Annotated in this window: 14 protein-coding genes and 1 pseudogene; 4 read left to right on the top strand and 11 right to left on the bottom strand. The window is 64.4% G+C overall.

What is annotated here, in order from left to right; all coding sequences use genetic code 11:
- The first annotated feature begins 209 nt into the window (after window positions 1-209).
- The 3 genes from J5M58_RS25140 to J5M58_RS25130 are packed head-to-tail and all read left to right on the top strand — an operon-like array spanning window position 210 to window position 5679.
- Window positions 210-1448, top strand: a complete 1239-nt coding sequence (locus J5M58_RS25140; protein WP_112252078.1) for an exonuclease SbcCD subunit D C-terminal domain-containing protein — start codon at window positions 210-212, stop codon at window positions 1446-1448.
- On the top strand, window positions 1445-5089 hold the full coding sequence (locus J5M58_RS25135; RefSeq protein WP_207880018.1) for an AAA family ATPase: 3645 nt from the start codon (window positions 1445-1447) through the stop codon (window positions 5087-5089). The genes J5M58_RS25140 and J5M58_RS25135 overlap by 4 nt, the downstream gene beginning before the upstream one ends.
- The gene (locus J5M58_RS25130) at window positions 5086-5679 is read left to right on the top strand and encodes a glutathione S-transferase (protein WP_207880016.1); all 594 of its coding nucleotides are present in this window, start codon (window positions 5086-5088) and stop codon (window positions 5677-5679) included. The genes J5M58_RS25135 and J5M58_RS25130 overlap by 4 nt, the downstream gene beginning before the upstream one ends.
- A gap of 147 nt (window positions 5680-5826) precedes the next feature.
- Here the strand turns inward: J5M58_RS25130 and J5M58_RS25125 are convergent, their stop codons facing one another.
- The 11 genes from J5M58_RS25125 to J5M58_RS25075 all read right to left on the bottom strand — a co-directional run bounded on the left by J5M58_RS25125 (window position 5827) and on the right by J5M58_RS25075 (window position 17865).
- Window positions 5827-6006: a hypothetical protein gene (locus J5M58_RS25125; RefSeq protein WP_063913828.1), complete on the bottom strand. Its 180-nt coding sequence runs from the start codon at window positions 6004-6006 to the stop codon at window positions 5827-5829.
- 122 nt (window positions 6007-6128) lie between these two features.
- Window positions 6129-7259 (bottom strand): lactonase family protein, encoded by a 1131-nt coding sequence (locus tag J5M58_RS25120; RefSeq protein ID WP_243432533.1) that lies wholly within the window; start codon window positions 7257-7259, stop codon window positions 6129-6131.
- Window positions 7225-7515, bottom strand: coding sequence for a DUF5629 family protein (locus J5M58_RS25115; RefSeq protein ID WP_207880012.1), 291 nt, complete (start codon window positions 7513-7515; stop codon window positions 7225-7227). Before J5M58_RS25115 ends, J5M58_RS25120 begins: the two co-directional genes overlap by 35 nt.
- A 152-nt stretch (window positions 7516-7667) precedes the next feature.
- Complete coding sequence (locus J5M58_RS25110) at window positions 7668-10043, bottom strand: RND family transporter (protein ID WP_207880020.1); 2376 nt, start codon at window positions 10041-10043, stop codon at window positions 7668-7670.
- A 20-nt stretch (window positions 10044-10063) separates the two neighbouring features.
- Window positions 10064-11083: a YCF48-related protein gene (locus J5M58_RS25105; protein ID WP_112252073.1), complete on the bottom strand. Its 1020-nt coding sequence runs from the start codon at window positions 11081-11083 to the stop codon at window positions 10064-10066.
- Window positions 11084-11348: 265 nt separating this feature from the next.
- On the bottom strand, window positions 11349-14006 hold the full coding sequence (pepN, locus tag J5M58_RS25100; protein WP_207880010.1) for an aminopeptidase N: 2658 nt from the start codon (window positions 14004-14006) through the stop codon (window positions 11349-11351).
- Between the two features lie 12 nt (window positions 14007-14018).
- On the bottom strand, window positions 14019-14849 hold the full coding sequence (locus tag J5M58_RS25095; protein ID WP_112252071.1) for a DUF2797 domain-containing protein: 831 nt from the start codon (window positions 14847-14849) through the stop codon (window positions 14019-14021).
- Window positions 14846-15106 carry a YeaC family protein gene (locus J5M58_RS25090; RefSeq protein WP_003260154.1) on the bottom strand — a complete coding sequence of 87 codons (261 nt, stop codon included), beginning with the start codon at window positions 15104-15106 and terminating at the stop codon, window positions 14846-14848. Before J5M58_RS25090 ends, J5M58_RS25095 begins: the two co-directional genes overlap by 4 nt.
- A 13-nt stretch (window positions 15107-15119) precedes the next feature.
- Window positions 15120-16007: a rhomboid family intramembrane serine protease gene (locus tag J5M58_RS25085; protein ID WP_207880008.1), complete on the bottom strand. Its 888-nt coding sequence runs from the start codon at window positions 16005-16007 to the stop codon at window positions 15120-15122.
- Window positions 16004-16975, bottom strand: a complete 972-nt coding sequence (locus tag J5M58_RS25080; protein ID WP_207880006.1) for a metallophosphoesterase — start codon at window positions 16973-16975, stop codon at window positions 16004-16006. Before J5M58_RS25080 ends, J5M58_RS25085 begins: the two co-directional genes overlap by 4 nt.
- A complete protein-coding gene (locus J5M58_RS25075) occupies window positions 16975-17865 on the bottom strand; it encodes an NAD(+) kinase (protein ID WP_112252068.1) in 891 nt (296 codons plus the stop codon). The genes J5M58_RS25080 and J5M58_RS25075 overlap by 1 nt, the downstream gene beginning before the upstream one ends.
- Here J5M58_RS25075 and J5M58_RS28095 point away from each other — a divergent pair.
- A pseudogene (locus tag J5M58_RS28095) lies at window positions 17864-18056 on the top strand (DUF1853 domain-containing protein); the annotation flags it as partial. The gene J5M58_RS25075 and the pseudogene J5M58_RS28095 overlap by 2 nt on opposite strands.

Genomic DNA, 18056 nt, shown 5'->3' with positions numbered 1-18056 from the left:
GGAAAGGGCGGTATGGTAACCCAAGCATGGGGCCGCTGTGCGGCCCAATCGCCGGCAAGCCAGCTCCCACCGGTTCTGCACTGTCCTTGAGCTTTGTGCAGTACCTTTGGGAGCTGGCTTGCCGGCGATTGGGCCGCACAGCGGCCCCATGCTTGGGTTACCATACCGCCCTTTCCCCGCTTGCTCGACTCGACACCAACAGGTCATCCATGCGTCTGTTTCATACCTCCGACTGGCACCTGGGCCAAAGCCTGCACGGCCAGGAACGCGACTTCGAACACGCCTGCTTCCTCGACTGGCTGCTCGGCCAGCTGCGCCTGCGCCAGCCGGATGCGCTGCTGATCGCCGGCGATATCTTCGACACGGTCAACCCGCCGGTCAAAGCCCAGGAACGTCTCTACGACTTCATCGTCCAGGCCCACGAACAACAGCCGAAGCTGGACATTGTGATGATCGCCGGCAACCACGACTCCGGCTCGCGCATCGAGCTGCCCGCGGCGCTGATGCGGCGTCTGCGCACCCATGCCCTGGGCCGTGTGCACTGGCTGGACGAGGGCCAGCTGGATGCCGAGCGCCTGCTGATTCCGCTGACCAACGGCCGGGGCAAGGTCGCCGCCTGGTGCCTGGCCCTGCCCTTCCTGCGCCCGGCCGAGGTGACTGGCCCGCAATTGGGCGACGATTACCTGCAAGGCATCACCCAGGTGCACCAGCAGCTGATCGCCGCCGCGCAAAAGAAGCGCAAGAAGGACCAGGCGCTGATCGCCATCAGCCACGCGCACATGGCCGGTGGCGCAGTGTCGGAGGACTCCGAGCGCAGCCTGATCATCGGCAACGCCGAGGCGCTACCGGCCAAGCTGTTCGACAAGGCCATCAGCTACGTCGCCCTGGGCCATCTGCACAAGCCGCAGAAGGTCAACCGCGAAGAACGCATCCGCTACAGCGGCTCGCCGATCCCGCTGTCGTTCGCCGAAATCAACTACCCGCACCAGGTACTGGAAGTGGAGCTGGACGGCACCGGCCTGGTCAGCGTCGAACCGCGCCCGGTGCCGCGCGCCGTGGCCCTGCAGCGGGTCGGCCCGGCACCACTGGGCGAACTGCTGGAGCAGTTGGCCGACCTGCCAGTGATCGACCTGCTCGAAGACCCCAACCGCCAGCCCTGGCTGGAGGTGCGGGTGATACTGGACGAGCCGCAACCCGACCTGCGCCAGCAGATCGAAACCGCACTGCAAGGCAAGGCCGTGCGCTTGATCCGCATCAGCGCCGAATACGCCGGCCGCAACAACACCGAAGACGATGACCTGGCCTTTGTCGAACTGGCCCAGATGACCCCGCAAGACCTGTTCAGCCGCGCCTGGGAGCAGGCCTATGGCAACCCCGCCGACGAACAGGCGCTGGCCGACTTCGCCCTGCTGCTGCAGGACGTGCAGCAGGAAGAGGAACAGCCATGAAGATTCTTGCCATCCGCCTGAAGAACCTGGCCTCCCTGGCCGGCCCGGTCGACATCGATTTCACCGCCGAACCGCTGGCCAGCGCCGGCCTGTTCGCCATCACCGGGCCTACGGGGGCGGGCAAAAGTACCCTGCTCGACGCCCTGTGCCTGGCGTTGTTTGGCACCGTGCCACGGCTGAACGACATTGGCCGCGAGGCCAAGGTGCCGGATGCCGACGGTGAAATCCCTACCTCCGACCCACGCAATCTGCTGCGCCGCGGTACCGGCAGCGGCTTTGCCGAAGTCGATTTCGTCGGCATCGATGGCCGCCGCTACCGCGCCCGCTGGGAAGCCAACCGCGCCCGCGACAAGGCCAACGGCAAGCTGCAGCACAGCCGCCAGAGTTTCTACGACCTGGACAGCGAGCAGGTACTGGGCAGCGGCAAGAACGAATACAAGCAACTGGTCGAAGCCCGCCTGGGCCTGAACTTCGAACAGTTCACCCGCGCGGTGATGCTGGCCCAGAGCGAATTTGGCGCCTTCCTCAAGGCCGACGACAAAGAGCGCAGCGAGCTGCTGGAAAAGCTCACCAACACCGCCATCTACACCCGCCTGGGCCAGCGCGCCTTCAGCAAGGCGCGCGAAGCCGGCGAGGCCCACAATGCCCTGAAGGACCGTGCCAGCCATCTGCTGCCGATGGCCGCCGAAGCCCGCGCCGAGCTCGACCAGCGCCTGGAGCAGGCGCAACTGCAATTCAAGGCCGACCAGGCCGGCGAGCGCCAGCTGGAACAGCAACGCAACTGGCTGAACGAGCAGCGCCAGCTGCAGGCCCAGCACGCCGAGGCCGGCGTCGCACTGCAGGCTGCCGAACAAGACTGGCAGCAACTGGCTGACCAGCGCCTGGACCTCGTGCGCCTGGAGCGCCTGGCCCCGCAGCGCCACCAGTTCCACCGCCAGCAGACACTGGCCGCACAACTGGCGCCGGTGGCAGCGAAGATCAGCGAGCAACAGCAGCAGCAAGCCGAACTGCAAGTGCGCACCGGCGAGCTCGAACAGGCGCTGGACGCTGCGCGCCAGGCGCTTGCCGATAGCCAGGTGCAACACAGCGAGAACGCCCCTCGCCTGCGCCAGGCCTTTGCCGCCCAGGACAACCTGGCCCGCCTGGAGCAGGAGCTGGCAACACAGCGCAGCGCCAGTGAGCAGGCCGAGCTGCAGGTAGCCGAAGGCCAGCAGCACTTGCAGCAACTGGAAGACAACCAGCAGCGCAGCCTGCAGCAACTGGCGCAGATCGACGCCGCGCTCGCCGACAGCCAGCACCTTGCGGGCCTGGCCAATGCCTGGCACGCCTACCTGCCACAACTGAAGCAAGTGATGCTGATCGGTGGCCGCCTGGCCAAGGGCCGTGAGGAGCTGCCCGGCCTGCAGGCCCAGGCCAGCCAGGCCAATGCACACTTGCAGGCCGAGCGCGATGCATTCGAGCTGCTGTTCCGCGAAGCCAAGGCCGAACCCCAGGCCTTGGCAGAACAGATCGACCTGCTGGGTGGCATGTTGCAGGACAACCGCAAGCAGCAACGCGCCGTGGAAGAACTGTCACGCCTGCATGGCCGTGAACTGGAACTGCGCCAGCAGCTGGAGGCCGTGCGCGTGCGTCAGCAGCAGGCCATGCAGCAGCGCCAGCAGCTGATTGGCGAAGGCACCGCCGCCAAGGCCGAGCTGGAAGCCGCCGAGCAAGCGCTCAACCTCACCCGCCAGTTGCTGGAGCGCCAGCGCCTGGCACGTAACACCAGCGTCGAAGAATTGCGCGGCCAATTGCGCGACGGTGAGCCATGCCCGGTATGCGGCAGCGCCGAGCACCCGTTCCACCAGCCTGAAGCGCTGCTGCAAAGCCTGGGTCGCCATGACCAGGCCGAGGAAGACGCCGCGCAGAAGCAGGTCGAAACCCTCAACGGCAAGCTGGTGGAACTGCGCACCCAGCTGGGAGTGGTCAACGCCCAGCTCAAGGATTACCAGCAGCAACAACAGCAACTGGGCGAACAGTTGCAACCGCTGGTGGCCCAGGTGCAGGCGCACAGCTTGTGGCCAGCCTTGGCGCCGCAGGATGACAAGGCCCGCAGTGCCTGGCTCGACAGCCAGCTGCAGCGCCTGGAAGAAGAAATCAGCAAGGACGAGAAACGCCAGAGCGCCCTGCTCGCCCTGCAAAAGGATGCAGCCCGTCTCAACCAGCAACTGCAGGCCGCCCAACAGGCCCAGCAGCAGGCCCAGCGCCACCTGGAGCAACAGCACCAGGCCCTGGCCAGCGACGAGCAGCAGTTGCAGCAAGGCCTTGACGACCTGGCCGGCGTGTTGCCCGAAGAGGCCCTCAAAGCCTTGAACGACGACCCGGCCAATGCCTTCCTCGCCCTGGACCAGCAGATCGCCCAACGCCTGCAGCAACTGGAACAGCGCAAGGACGAGCAGGAAGAACAGCAAGCCCGCCAGGCCCAGCTGGACAAGCTGCGCGACCAGCAGCAGGCGCGCGTGCAGACCCAACAGCAGCTGCAGCAGAAACTTGCCGCCCTCGACGAGCAGCGCCAGCAGGCCCAGGCTTCGCTCGGCGGACTGCTTGGCGAGCACGCCAGCGCCGAGGCCTGGCAACAGCACATGGACGCCGCGCTGGAGCAGGCCCGCGCCCTCGACGCCGACACTGCCCAGCGCCTGCAAGACCTGCGCACCCAGGGCGTGCAACTGGCCAGCGAACTCAAGGCCAACACCCAGCAGCAGCAAGCGCTGGCCGCCGAGTGTCAGCAGCTGCAGGGCCAGATCGCCCAGTGGCGCGGTGAGCACCCGGAACTGGACGACGCCGGCCTGGATCGCCTGCTGGCCATGGAGGACACGCAGGTCAACGAACTGCGCCAGCGTCTGCAAGGCGCCGAAAAGGCCATCGAACAAGGCCGCGTGCTGTTGCAGGAACGTGAACAACGCCTGCAGCAACATGCCGCGCAAATGACCGTGGACACCTCGGCCGATGCCTTGGAACAGGCCCTTGCCGAATTGCGCGAGCGCCTGGCCGGGCATGAGCAGCAATGCGCCGAACTGCGTGCACAGCAGGCCGATGACCAGCGTCGCCAACAGGCGCACCAGGCGCTGGCAGCGGAAATCGAACAGGCCCACCAGCAGTGGCAACGCTGGGCTCGCCTGAATGCCCTGATCGGTTCGGCCTCGGGTGATGTGTTCCGCAAGATCGCCCAGGGCTACAACCTCGACCTGCTGTTGCACCACGCCAACACCCAACTGCGCCAGCTGGCCCGCCGCTACCGCCTCAAGCGCGGCGGCAGCGCCCTCGGCCTGCTGGTGCTGGACACCGAGATGGGTGACGAACTGCGTTCGGTGCACTCGCTGTCTGGCGGGGAAACCTTCCTGGTGTCGCTGGCCCTGGCCTTGGGCCTGGCCTCGATGGCCTCCAGCACGCTGCGCATCGAATCGCTGTTCATCGACGAAGGCTTCGGCAGCCTCGACCCCGAGTCGCTGCAGCTGGCCATGGATGCCCTCGACGGCTTGCAGGCCCAGGGCCGCAAGGTCGCGGTGATTTCCCACGTGCAGGAAATGCACGAACGCATCCCGGTGCAGATCCAGGTGCGCCGCCAAGGCAATGGCCTGAGTGATGTGGAGGTGTGCGGGTGATCCTCTACTCGTTCCGCCGCTGCCCTTGGGCCATGCGCGCGCGCCTGGCCCTGCGCTATGCGGGGTGCGAGGTGGAGATTCGCGAGGTGGCGATGAAAAACAAGCCGGCAGAACTGCTGGCCTTGTCACCCAAGGGCACGGTGCCGGTACTGGATACCGGTGCCGGGGTGCTTGAAGAAAGCCTGGACATCATGCGCTGGGCGCTGGCGCAAAACGACCCGCAGGACTGGCAGCTAAAGGCCGACCCTGTGGCAGCGCAGCATGCTGAAACACTGATTGCGCGCAACGACAGCACGTTCAAGGCGCAGGTCAACCTGTACAAGTATGCCGAACGCTACCCCGAGCATACCCGCGAGCATTACCGCCAGCAGGCCGAAGCGTGGCTGGCGGAGCTCGAAGGCCTGCTGGCAGGCAGGCCCTACTTGCTGGCCACACACCCGAGCATTGCCGATGCCGCGTTGCTGCCCCTGATGCGCCAGTTTGCCGGGGTCGAACCGCAGTGGTTCGCCGAGGCGGCTTATCCGCGGGTGCGGAGCTGGCTGGAGGGGTGGTTGGCTTCGGAGCTGTTCAGGGCAGTCATGGCCAGGTAGCTTCGCGCGATCCCTTGTAGGAGCGGCCTTGTGTCGCGATAGGGGCGCGCAGCGGCCCCAGGTTTTTGCGTCACAGCAGAAATTGCCGGGGCCGCTCTGCGGCCCTATCGCGACACAAGGCCGCTCCTACAGGGGACCGAGTCAGGTTCAATGGTGGTGCTTACCACTCAATGCCGCATGAAAATTGGCGCTCTGGCGCAGGTACTGCTCGGTGTAGCTGTGGGTCGCAGACGCCTTGCCGCTGCTGTCGGCATGGGCATGCGTCGGCAATACGACCGAAGCGGAAATGGCGGATGCAGCAATGACCGGGAAGAGATTGAAGTTCATCTGGGCTGACCTCGACGGCGGTGGTTTGACGTTGGCCCTTCTGGGCCTTGGGTCAAACTTACGCCGCCGAAGCCGCAGGCAAAAATTCATTGCGGCAGTATCGATTATCACGCCGATCGATATCACTCGATGAACTTCAGGTCCGACGGTGCATCCTGCTTCAGCGTCTGCACCGTCTCCAACAGCTTGCCGCTGCGCGGATCGCGGCGTATCACCACGATCTGGTTGCTCTTCTGGTTGGCCACCAGCAGGAAGTTGTCACTCGGGTCGAGGGCGAACTCGCGGGGATGATCCCCCTCCACCGAACGGCGCTGCAGGAGTGCCAGTTGGCCGTCCTGCTTGCCCACGCTGAATGCCACGATCTCGTTGGCCGTACCACGGTTGCTCACATACAGGAAGCGACCGTCTGCCGACAGGTGCAAGCCACCTGCCGCTTTCGCCGCGGCTTCCTTGCTCTCGGTCAGGGGCAGGCGCTGGCGTTCGACCAGGTTGCCCTCCTGCACATCGAACATCACCACTTCGGCACTCATCTCCAGGGTCAGGTAGGCATGCCGGCCCCTGGCGTCGAACAACAGATGTCGCGGCCCGCTGCCCGGCGGCAGGCCCACCGACGCGGGTATTGCCGGTGTCAGTGGGTGGTCTGCGCTGGCACCATCGTAACGGTAGATGAACACCTTGTCGGCACCCAGATCGCTGGCATACAGGTGTTGGCCATCCGGTGACAGCACCAGCGAATGCACATGGGCGCCGGCCTGGCGCTCGGGGTTGACCCCGCTCGCCTTGTGCCGGGCCTGTTGCACTACCGGCTTGAGCTTGCCGTCCTTGGCCACCGGGACAACCACCAGGCTGCCGCCGGGGTCGGGCTTGACCGCGTAGTTGGCCACGAACAGATAACGCTGGTCCTGGCTGAGGCTGGCGTGGGTCGGCTCATCACCTTGGCTGGCCACCTGGTTGAGGAGCTTGATCTCGCCTTTTGCACTGACGCTGAAACTGCTGGCATGGCCGTTCGGGGTTTCGTTGACCGCGAATAGCTGGCGTTGATCGGCCGACAATACCAGCCACGAAGGGCTGACACTCTTCACCACCTGCTGGGGGGCAGGGTCGATATGGCCGGTCTTTTCGTCGAACTGATAGCGGTAGATGCCCTGGCTGGCGCCATCGGTGTAACTGCCCACCAGCAAGGTGGCGGCGTGGGCGTGGAGGGTCAGGCTCATCAGGCTAGCGGTCAGCAGGCTCGTCCAGGTCCGGTTCATCTTCGTCATCATCCGGGGCGCGAAAGGCACTCATACAGACTAGCCGATGCGCGCCGTTGGCATCGTCGAGCTGCCATTCATCACCGCTGGCGATAGCGGCGGTGATTTGCTCGGGGGTGAACGACCAGCGGCGGAGCTGGCGGCCGTCCATGCATTCGATGGTGAGGCCGGATTCATTGGAGGTGAAGTCGAAGGCGTGCAGGCCGTCGATCAGGAGCATGTCGCAGGACTGCAGGGCGGTAGCGAGGGGGGACATGGGGGTACCAATCTGAAATGAGCCGGCATTATAGCCCTGGGGCTGCTTTGCAGCCCATTCGCAGCACAAGGCTGCTCCTACAGAAGATTCGCAGTCCCCCTTGTGGGAGCAGCCTTGTGCTGCGAATGGGCCGCAAAGCGGCCCCCTGCAATTCAATGGGCGAAAATCGACCCGCCCTCCTTGCCCGCCATCTTCTCCGGCTTGATCAGGAACCGCGCCAGCGCCGGCAGCAGCCACAGCGCGCCAAACATGTTCCACAGCAGCATGAAGGTCAGCATCAGCCCCATGTCCGCCTGGAACTTGATTGCCGAGAAGATCCAGGTGCACACGCCGATGGCCAGGCACAAGCCGGTGAACAGCACCGCCTTGCCAGTCGAGCGCAGGGTCTCGTAATAAGCCTCCTGCAACGGCAACCCGGCGCGCAGGAAGCTTTCCAGCCGGCTGTAGATGTAGATGCCATAGTCCACGCCAATGCCCACACCCAGCGCCACCACCGGCAAGGTCGCCACCTTGACGCCGATGCCCATGTAGGCCATCAGCGCGTTACCCAGCACCGAGGTCAGCACCAGCGGCAGGACGATGCACAGGGTGGCGGCAAACGAGCGGAAGGTAATCAGGCACATCACCGCCACACAGATGTACACCAGGATCAGAATGGTCAGCTCGGCCGACTTGATCACCTCGTTGGTCGCTGCCTCGATCCCGGCGTTGCCCGCTGCCAGCAGGAACTGCAGGCCTTCCTTGTTGTGGCTGTCGGCAAACGCCTTGGCCACGGCAGTGACCCGCTCCAGGGTTTCGGCCTTGTGGTCGTTGAGGAACACCAGTACCGGCGCCAGCGAGCAGTCGCCGTTGTACAGGCCATCGGCACGGGCGATGGAGTTGTTGAGGATGTCCGGATTGCGCGACAGGGTTTCCCATTTCAGGCTGCCCTCGTTCATGCCCTTGATCACCTGCTTGGACACGGTCACCAGGGAAATTGCCGACTGCACGCCAGGGGTGTTCTGCATGGTCCACATCAGCTCGTCGATCGGCGCCATGGTCGAGTGGATCGAGCAGCTTTCCGGTGGGGTCTTGACCATGATCACCAGCACGTCGGAACTGGTCGAATAGTTGCTGATGATGAAGTTGTTGTCCTGGTTGTAGCGCGAGTCGGGGCGCAGTTCCGGCGCACCCTGGTCGAGGTCGCCGATCTTCAGGTTCTGGCTGTACCACAGGCCACCGGCGAAGGCGACCAGCGCCAGAGCCACCGACACCGGCGCCACCTTGGCACTGGCAAAGTTCGACAACAGGCGCCAGAACGGGTGCTCGCGGGTGGCGTCCTGCTTGCTGCGCTCTACGGCCTTCTTGCTGATGCCGACATAGGAGATGGCTACCGGCAGCAGGATGAGGTTGGTGAACACGATCACCGCCACACCGATGGAAGCTCCGATGGCCAGCTCACGGATCACCCCGATGTCGATGATCAGCAGGGTGATGAAGCCCACGGCGTCGGCAAGAATGGCGATCATCCCCGGCAGGAACAGCTGCCTGAAGGTGCGCCGGGCGGCGGTCAGGGCGTTGTCGGCGCCACTCGACTGCAGGGCGATACCGTTGATCTTCTGCACCCCGTGGGAAATGCCGATGGCGAAGATCAGGAACGGCACCAGCATCGAGTACGGGTCCAGGCCAAAGCCCACCGCATGCATCAGGCCCAGTTGCCAGACCACCGCCACCAGGGTGGTGATGAGCACGGCGATGGTGCTGCGGATGCACCAGGTGAACCAGTACAACAGCACCCAGGTGATGGCCAGGGCGACACCGAAGAACATCGCCACCATCACCAGGCCGTCGATCAGGTCGCCGACCTTCTTGGCGAAACCGACGATGTGCACCTTCACGTTGGGGTTCTGCGCCTGGAACTTGTCCCGGATCTTTTCTTCCAGCTGGTGCGAGAACTGCTGGTAGTCCAGCTTCACCTGCTTGCCCGGGTCCTGCGGGTCGGGGTAGCTCTCCAGCAGCGGCACATCGACGATGCTGGACTTGAAGTTGTTGCCCACCAGGCGCCCCACCTGGCCCGACTTGAGCACGTTGTCGCGCAGGGTGTCGAGGCTGTCCTGCGAGCCGTTGTAGGTGTTGGGGATCACCTCGCCACCGGAAAAGCCTTCTTCGGTGACCTCGCTCCAGCGCACGCTGGGGCTCCACAGCGACTTCAGCCCGGCACGGTCGACGCCAGGGATGTAGAACACTTCGTCATGGATCTGCCGCAGGGTCTCCATGTAATCCTTGTCGAAGATGTCGCCATTGACCGCCTCCACCGAGATGCGCACGGTGTTGCCGAGGTTGGCCAGGTCGTTGCGGTGCTCCATCATCTGCTCGATGAACGGGTGCTGCAGCGGGATCATCTTCTCGAAGCTGGTGGACGGGCGGATCTGCGTGGCCTGCCAGAACAGGAAGATGCTGACCAGTACGCACAGGGCGATGACCACGGGGCGATTGTTGAAGATCAGGCGTTCGAGCAGCGTGGCCTTGTCCTGGTGATGCGGGTGCATGGTGATGCTCTCCCTGCTGGTCATGGACGTACCTCCTGGTCAGCACCCTGCGGGTCAGCCAGGTGCACGCCACCCTGCCCTACCAGCAGCAGGCCGCCATCGGCCCGGCCACTGACGCCGGCCAGGGCGATGCGGTCGGCGCGGTTGTAGACACTGAAGGTCTGGCCATCATCGGCACTGCGCAGCACGCTGCCGCCATTGCCGACCAGCACCAGGCTACCGTCCTCGACAAGCGTAGCGCCTGCCAGGCCGAATTCGAGGGTGCCACGTGCGGCCTTGAGTTCGATCGGCTGCCAGCTGTTACCAAAATCGGTGGAACGGAACAGGTTGCCGCGCAGGCCGTAGGCCAGCAGGGTGTGCGGCCGGGCAGTACCGATCACGCCGAACAGCGACCCCTCGTACGGGCCCTCGACCTTGGCCCAGGTCTGGCCGTTGTCGGCGGAGCGGAACATGCCGCCCTGCTCGCCGACGATGAACAGGCCAGCATCGCGCACCTGGGCGATACCGTTCAGGTGCAACTGGTCGGGGTTGTCCAGGCGCTCGGCCACGTCCTGCCAGTGCTGACCACCATCGGTGGTTTCCAGCAAGGCGCCGTAGGCACCCACGGCAAAGCCGTGCCGGGCATCGAGGAAGGCGACATCGAGCAAGGGTGCTTCGCGGGACAGGTCTTCGAACTGCTTGCTCCAGGTGGCACCACCATCGCTGCTGGCAAGGACCAGCGCATCATGGCCGACGGCCCAGCCGCGCTTGTCGTCGAGGAAGAACACTGCGGTCAGCAGTTGCCGGGTGGGCACCCGCGCCTGGGTCCAGGTGCTGCCCTGGTCGTCGGAGAACAGGATATGACCGCGATCGCCCACCACCACCAGACGCTTGCCGGCGTGTGTGGCATCGATCAGCAGGCTTTGGCTGGCCTTGGCCGATTCGGTGGAGTATTCGTCGGCGGCAGCGGCTTGCACGCTGTCAGCCCACACGCCAAGCCCCAGCGCCAGTACCGCGCCGGCTGCCAATGGCCAGGCAAAGCGCCTGTTCTGTTCCCTCATGACTGTCCCCTTTGTGTTTTTATTTGGCGGGTCAATGCATTGCAGGTACTGCGAAAAGCCTGATCTAGAGGCCTGCAATAGCTTGAGGGGATCGTAGCGGGGATGTTTGCGGGAACACAACGAACGGGGTGTTATGTTTTGTTATCGGCCCAAAAAGCTTCGCGGGTAAACCCGCTCCCACAGGTCCTCCACCGCCCATGAAAGCAGTGCAGTACCTGTGGGAGCGGGTTTACCCGCGAAGAGGCCAGCTCAGGCTACAGAAAACTCAAGCCAGGCTCTTGCTCACCACTTCATACACATCACTGGACAGCTCCCCAGAAGCCAGAATCCGCTCCAGCTCGCCCTTCATCAGGGCCTGACGCGCATCGTCATACTTGCGCCAGCGGGTCAGCGGTGCCAGTTGCCGCGAGGCAATCTGCGGGTTCAGCGCATTCAGCTCGATCACCAGGTCCGCCAGGAAGCGATAGCCCGAGCCATCCGCCGCATGGAAGTTGACCAGGTTCTGCCCGGCGAAGGCGCCAATCAGCGCACGTACCTTGTTCGGGTTCTTCAGGGTGAACGCCGGGTGCTGCATCAGCGCCTTGACCCGCGCCAGCCCGCCCGGCAGCGCACTGGCTGCCTGCACGCTGAACCACTGGTCCATGACCAGCGGGTTGTCCTTGAAATGCTCGGCAAAGGCTTCCAGCGCTTTCGCGCGTTCGGCCTCGAACGGCGAGTTGACCAGCACGGCCAGCGCGGTAAGGCGCTCGGTCATGTTGTCGCAGTGCTTGAACTGCTCCAGGGTCGCCTGCAGCACCTGCGGCTTGCCGCTCTGCATCAGGTACGACAGCGCGATGTTCTGCAGGCTGCGGCGGGCGAAATGCTCGGCCGAGGCCACATAGGCGGTGCTGCGCGACACTTCGCGGTTGGCCTGGTAGCGCGCCCACAGGGCGTCGAACAACTGCTCGGCGATCTGCTGGCGGGCGAACTCGCGGGCGGCGTGGATGGCGTCCACGTCGGCCACCTGGCTGATTTCGGTAAGGTAGGCCTCACCTGGCAGCGAAAGCATTTCGGCAACCATGGCCGGGTCCAGCGACTCGTTGCCGAGCACGGTGCCAAGGGCGGTGATCAGGCGCTGGTCGAGCTTGAGTGCTTCGCCACGCTGATGCTGGCCGATCAGCTCCTGCAGCACCTGCACCGACAACTGCTGCCCCGCCTCCCAGCGGTTGAAGCCATCGCTGTCATGCTGCATCAGGAACATCAGCTGGTCCCGGTCATAGGGGAAGCTCAGCTTGACCGGTGCGCTGAAACCACGCAGCAGCGACGGCAGCGGCTTGGCCTGGATGCCCTGGAAGGTGAAGGTCTGCTCGGCTTCTGTCACCGACAGTACGCGGCTGGTGCCCTGCGCCGCAGCTTCACCAGCCAGCTGCAGCGGCAGGTCGTTGCCTGCGGCATCCAGCAGGCCAAGCTCCACCGGGATCACGAACGGCAGCTTTTCGGCCTTGTCCGGGGTCTGCGGGCAGCTCTGGCGGAAGGTCAGGCTGTAGGTCTGCGCGGCCGCGTCATAGGCCTCGCTGACTTCCAGGCGCGGGGTGCCGGCCTGGTTGTACCAGCGTTTGAACTGGGTGAAGTCGACGCCGTTGGCGTCTTCCATGGCCTTGATGAAATCGTCGGTGGTCACCGCCTGGCCATCATGGCGCTCGAAGTACAGGTCGCTGCCCTTGCGGAAGCCGTCGGCGCCCAGCAGGGTACGAACCATGCGCACCACTTCGGCGCCCTTCTCGTACACGGTCAGGGTGTAGAAGTTGGAGATCTCGATGAAGCTGTCCGGGCGTACCGGGTGGGCCATGGGGCCAGCATCTTCGGCGAACTGGTGAGTTCGCAGGTAGGCCACGTCTTCGATGCGCTTGACCGTGCGCGAGTTCATGTCGGCGCTGAATTCGGCATCGCGGAACACCGTGAAGCCTTCTTTCAGCGACAGCTGGAACCAGTCACGGCAAGTGACGCGGTTGCCCGACCAGTTGTGGAAATACTCGTGGGCAACCACGCCTTCAACACGCTGGTGCGCGGCGTCGGTGGCCGTTTCGGCACGAGCCAGTACACAGCTGGAGTTGAAGATGTTCAGGCCCTTGTTTTCCATGGCGCCCATGTTGAAGTCGTTGACCGCGACAATCATGAAGATGTCCAGGTCGTACTCGCGGCCATAGACTTCTTCGTCCCAGCGCATGGACTTCTTCAGGCTGACCATGGCGTGGTCGCACTTGTCGATGTTCTCGGGCTCTACGTAGATGCGCAGGGTCACATCACGGCCGGACTGGCGGGTGAAGCTGTCCTCGACGCACCACAGGTCACCGGCCACCAGGGCGAACAGGTAGGCCGGCTTCATGAACGGGTCTTCCCAGGTCGCCCAGTGGCGGCCGTCTTCTGCCGGCCCGCTGCCGATGGGGTTGCCGTTCGACAGCAACACCGGGTAGCGATGCTGTTCGGCGATGACCGTGGTGGTGAAGGTGCTCATCACGTCCGGGCGGTCGAGGTAGTAGGTAATCTTGCGGAAGCCTTCGGCCTCGCACTGGGTGCAGAACATCTTGCCCGACTTGTACAGGCCTTCCAGTGCGGTGTTGCTCTCGGGGTGGATCTTCACGCTGGTGTCGAGGGTGAAGCGCTCGGCCTTGGGCTGCAAGGTCAGGCTGTCGGCATCGAGCTGGTAATCGCCCGGCTGCAGCTCCTGGTCATCCAGCGCGGCGCGCAGCAACTCCAGCTGCTGGCCATCGAGTTCCAGTGGCGGCAGGCCGGCACCGCGTGCCGGGTTGCGGCGCATGACCAGTTGCGCGTGAACCAGGGTGTGGTCCTCGAACAGCTCGAAGGTCAGGTGCGTCTCGTCGATCAGGTACTCGGGCGCCTGGTAATCCTTGAGGTAGATCACTTGCGGTTGTTCGGTACGCATGTGCAGGTCCTTTTACTGGAGCACGGCCAACTGGTAGGCCGTGTACTTGCGAATATTGATCACACCGGTGTCGAAGATCAGGTACTGGCCCTTGATGCCCAGCAGCGTGCCTTCCACTACCGGGTCCTTGTCGAGGTTGAAGCTGACGATCTTCGAGGGGTAGGCCTCGACCGGGTACTTCATCTGCACCACTTCGGCGTCGGCCAGCGGCTGGATGGCCTGCAGGCCGAAGCGCCCCTGCAGCTCGCGCAGGCCGTCGGCGCAGGCGTCGAACACCTGTTCACGAATGGCGACCAGGTCGAGCTCCTCGGCATCGCCCTTGAGCAGGGCGCGCCAGTTGGTGCGGTCCGGCACCTGGCTGCGCAGCAAGTCTTCGACCAGGCCGGACTGCTGGCGGGTGGCCACGCGCATGATCGGCAGGGCCTGGCTGGCACCTTGGTCGAGCCAGCGGGTGGGTAGCTGGGTGGCGCGGGTGATACCGACCTTGATCCCCGACGAATTGGCCAGGTAGACCACATGGTCGGTCATGCAGAACTGTTCGCCCCACGACGGTTCACGGCAGGTGCCAGCGTCGTAGTGGCACTTTTCCGGGGCCATGATGCACACATCGCACTGGGCCAGTTTGGTCATGCACGGGTAGCAGTAACCCTGGCTGAAGCTGGTCTTGGTGCGCTTGCCACAATGGCTGCAGTGAATGGCGCCGAGGTATTCAAGGCGCAGGCGCTGGCCGATCAGCGGGTTGACCGGCACCTGGGTGTCATCCAGGCGGAAGCTGTACTGCACCACTGGCGCCTGCAGGCTTACCGCCATCTTGCTCAACGAGCCACGAGCGAGTTCGATCAATGTACCGAGTCCGACTTGAACAGAATGTTGGCGATCGGCGCGGACTTCGAGGCGCATTCCTGCGGGCCCATGTAGCCGGTACGCTGGTCTTCGGGCAGGTTTTTCATCTCCCAGGCGATTACCGCTTGCAGCGACAGCTCTTTCTGCTCGGCAGTGAGCTTGCGGCCGTCCGACCATTTGCCGATTTCCACGGCCAGTTTCAGGCTCTCGTAGATTTCAGGGGTGATGTTTTCAATCATTTGCGCGAAAGTGGACATAGTGTCTCCTGATTCAAGCCGACAGTTTACGCCGGGCCAGCGCCCCACCCAAGAGCCCGGTCAGGCATCCGATGAGCAGCCCGCCGACGTGGGCGGCGTTGGCGATCTGGCCAAGGCCCAGGGTGTCGATCACGCCGCTCAGGCACACCACCAGCCAGATCAGCATCATCACCAGCACGCCCTTGGGCAGGTTGAAGTAACGGTTTGGCGCCAGCCACTGGAACAGCCAGATGTGCCCGAGCAGGCCGTACAGCACACCAGACAAGCCACCGAACAGGCTCGGCCCGCTGCTGTAGTGCTGGGCCAGGTTGGACACCAGGCTGAACAGCAAGGTCAGGCCCAGCAGCGCCCACGGGCCCTGGCGCAATTCGATGCGTTTGCCCAGCTCCCAGTACCACAGGCTGTTCATGGCCAGGTGCAGCACGCCGAAATGCAACAGCATGGGCGATACCAGTCGCCACCACTGGCCTTCGTCCAGGCTTTGCGCCAGCGGGCTGAAGTACAGGTAGTCGCCCTGCACGCGGAAATCGAGGAAGGTGAACCAGCTGATGGTGGTGAAGTTGTCGCCCAGGCCGGTCAGGCCGGCGACGATGAAGCACAGCAGCAGGGTGATAGTGGTGACTTTGCAGGCTTTGGCCTGTTCCGCAAGGGAGGGCTGTGTGGGGCTATTCGCGGGTGAACCCGCTCCCACAGGGCCCTTTGCAAGTTCGAGCTCGGCGTTGCCGTCAGGGTAGCGCTGGTAGAGTTCGCGGACGTCATCGGCCAGGGTGTCGGGGGCCCAGAGCACCTGGGCATCGCCCTCCTCGCTGACCCGGTGCGGCACTTGCAGGCGCTGTAGCAGGTGAACGAAGCCGCTGAGGTCGACCGACAGCGGCAGGCGCATCACTTCGATAATGTTCATTGGCTGGCCTGTGGGCGGTCGACATCGACCCAGACGAACTTGTGTGGGTCGATGCGGGTTTCATCATCCAGCCGGTAGGCAGCCAGCTTGCCGTAGAGCACGGCGCTGTAGTCCAGGCAGGCCAGGTTGGCGCGGATCGGCGCCGGGCGGCCGCTGCGCCAGTAGTGGCCGACGAACAGCATGGGCTCGTCTTCGGCATAGCGCAGCAAGGCGTTCTTCTGGCTGTGGCTGAGCGGGGTGTTGGCCACTTCCGCGGGCAGGGCGTCTGGCTGGAACACGATGTCGCCGTAGGTTTGCGGGTCTTCTTCCCAGAACTTGGTACGGAAGAAGGCACGGGTCAGGCCGTCGCCACCGGTGAGGGTCAGGCCGTCCGGCAGGCGCATGTCGGTACCGCGCAACAGGCGATTGCACACGGTAGCGGCAAAGCTGCTACTCACCGCCGAGGCCTGGATGAAGTGCTCGTCGATGCGCCCGTCGGGGTACTGCTGGCGCAGCGGCTCGATCAGCCTCGGGTCCCAGCAGGCATGCACCAGGCGGAAGCGCCCGGCGTCGACGAACAGCGGCAATTCGTAGAACCAGTTGACGAAGTCGTGCCAGTCGGCGGGGTGGTGGGCAAACTGAGTCAGGGTTTCGTCGATCAACCGGGCGTGGCGCGGCGTATGCTCGCGCACGAAGGCCTTGCCGCTGCCAGGCAGTGCCGGAGTGACCCAGCCCAGGGCGTTGTACTCGTGGTTACCCATGATGCAGAACGCCTGGCCGGCCTCGACCATGTCGTGGACGATGTGCAGCGCCTCGCGGATGCGTGGCCCGCGGTCGACGATGTCGCCAAGGAACAGCGCCTGGCGCCGTGGGTGACGCCACACACCTGCCACACGCTTGTAACCGAGGGCGTCGAGCAGGCGTTCAAGGGTCAGCGCACAACCGTGCACGTCACCGATGATGTCGAAACTACGCGCCGGATCGAGCATCAGTCGTCCCTGCTTCCCAGGCGGCTGCCCCAGCCGAGCTTGGTGCGGCAGACCTCGTAGTAATTGTGGTCCAGCGGGTGGATCAGGCGCAGCTTCTGCGGCTTCTTGCTCACCGTGATGGTGTCGCCGGGGGCGCAGGTGAAGTGGTTCTGGCCATCACAGGATACTTGCGGGTAGATCTGCAGGTCCTTGGACACCACGATCTTCAGCTCGCTGTTGCCGTCGACCACGATCGGCCGGCCCGACAGGGTGTGCGGGTACATCGGCACGATGACGATGGCGTCGAGCTTGGGGTGCATGATCGGGCCGCCGGCCGACAGCGCGTAGGCGGTGGAGCCGGTGGGGGTGGCGACGATCAGGCCGTCGGCCTTCTGGCTGCAGACGAACTGGCCATCGATGTAGATCTCGAACTCGATCATGCGCGTGGACTTGCCCGGGTGCAGTACCACGTCGTTCAGTGCATCACCCTGGCCAATGGCTTCGTTGTGGCGGCGAACCTCGGCCTGCAGCAGGAAGCGGTTTTCTACCAGGTAGTGGCCGTCGAGCACTTCGGCGACCTTCTGTTCCAGTTCGTCAGGGCGGATGTCGGTGAGGAAGCCCAGGTTGCCACGGTTGATGCCCAGCACTGGAATGTTGTGCCGGGCCAAGGCGCGGGCGGCGCCCAGCAGGCTACCGTCGCCGCCGACCACGATGACCAGGTCGCAGACCTCGCCCAGCAACTTGCGGGTTGAGGTTTGCAGGCCATGGCCGGGCAGCACTTCGGCAATGGTGTCCTCGAGGATCACGTGCAGGTGCCGCTCGAGGAGGAATTTTTTCAGTCGGCGAATGGTGTCGAGCACCTGCGAGCTACCAAGGCGGCCGATGATACCGATATTGCGAAATTGCTCCATGGGGCTCCTGCGAGGCTCTGCGGCGGGTGACTATGCCGCGATTATGGGCGAAACCACCGGCTAGCGGCAAACCGGCTATGCTCGCAGGATGATGCCATTCGCCCTGCTCCACGACCTGCCCCGGCAACTACGTCGCCCCAACGTGCGCGACCTGGCCTGGGCCCTGCTGTCGCCCCCGTTGCTCAGCGCCC

The sequence above is a fragment of the Pseudomonas sp. 32_A genome, from assembly GCF_017490905.1.
Lineage (GTDB): Bacteria > Pseudomonadota > Gammaproteobacteria > Pseudomonadales > Pseudomonadaceae > Aquipseudomonas > Aquipseudomonas inefficax.
The sequence above is the reverse complement of the archived record's forward strand: the minus strand, read 5'-3'. Positions and strand labels throughout refer to the sequence as shown.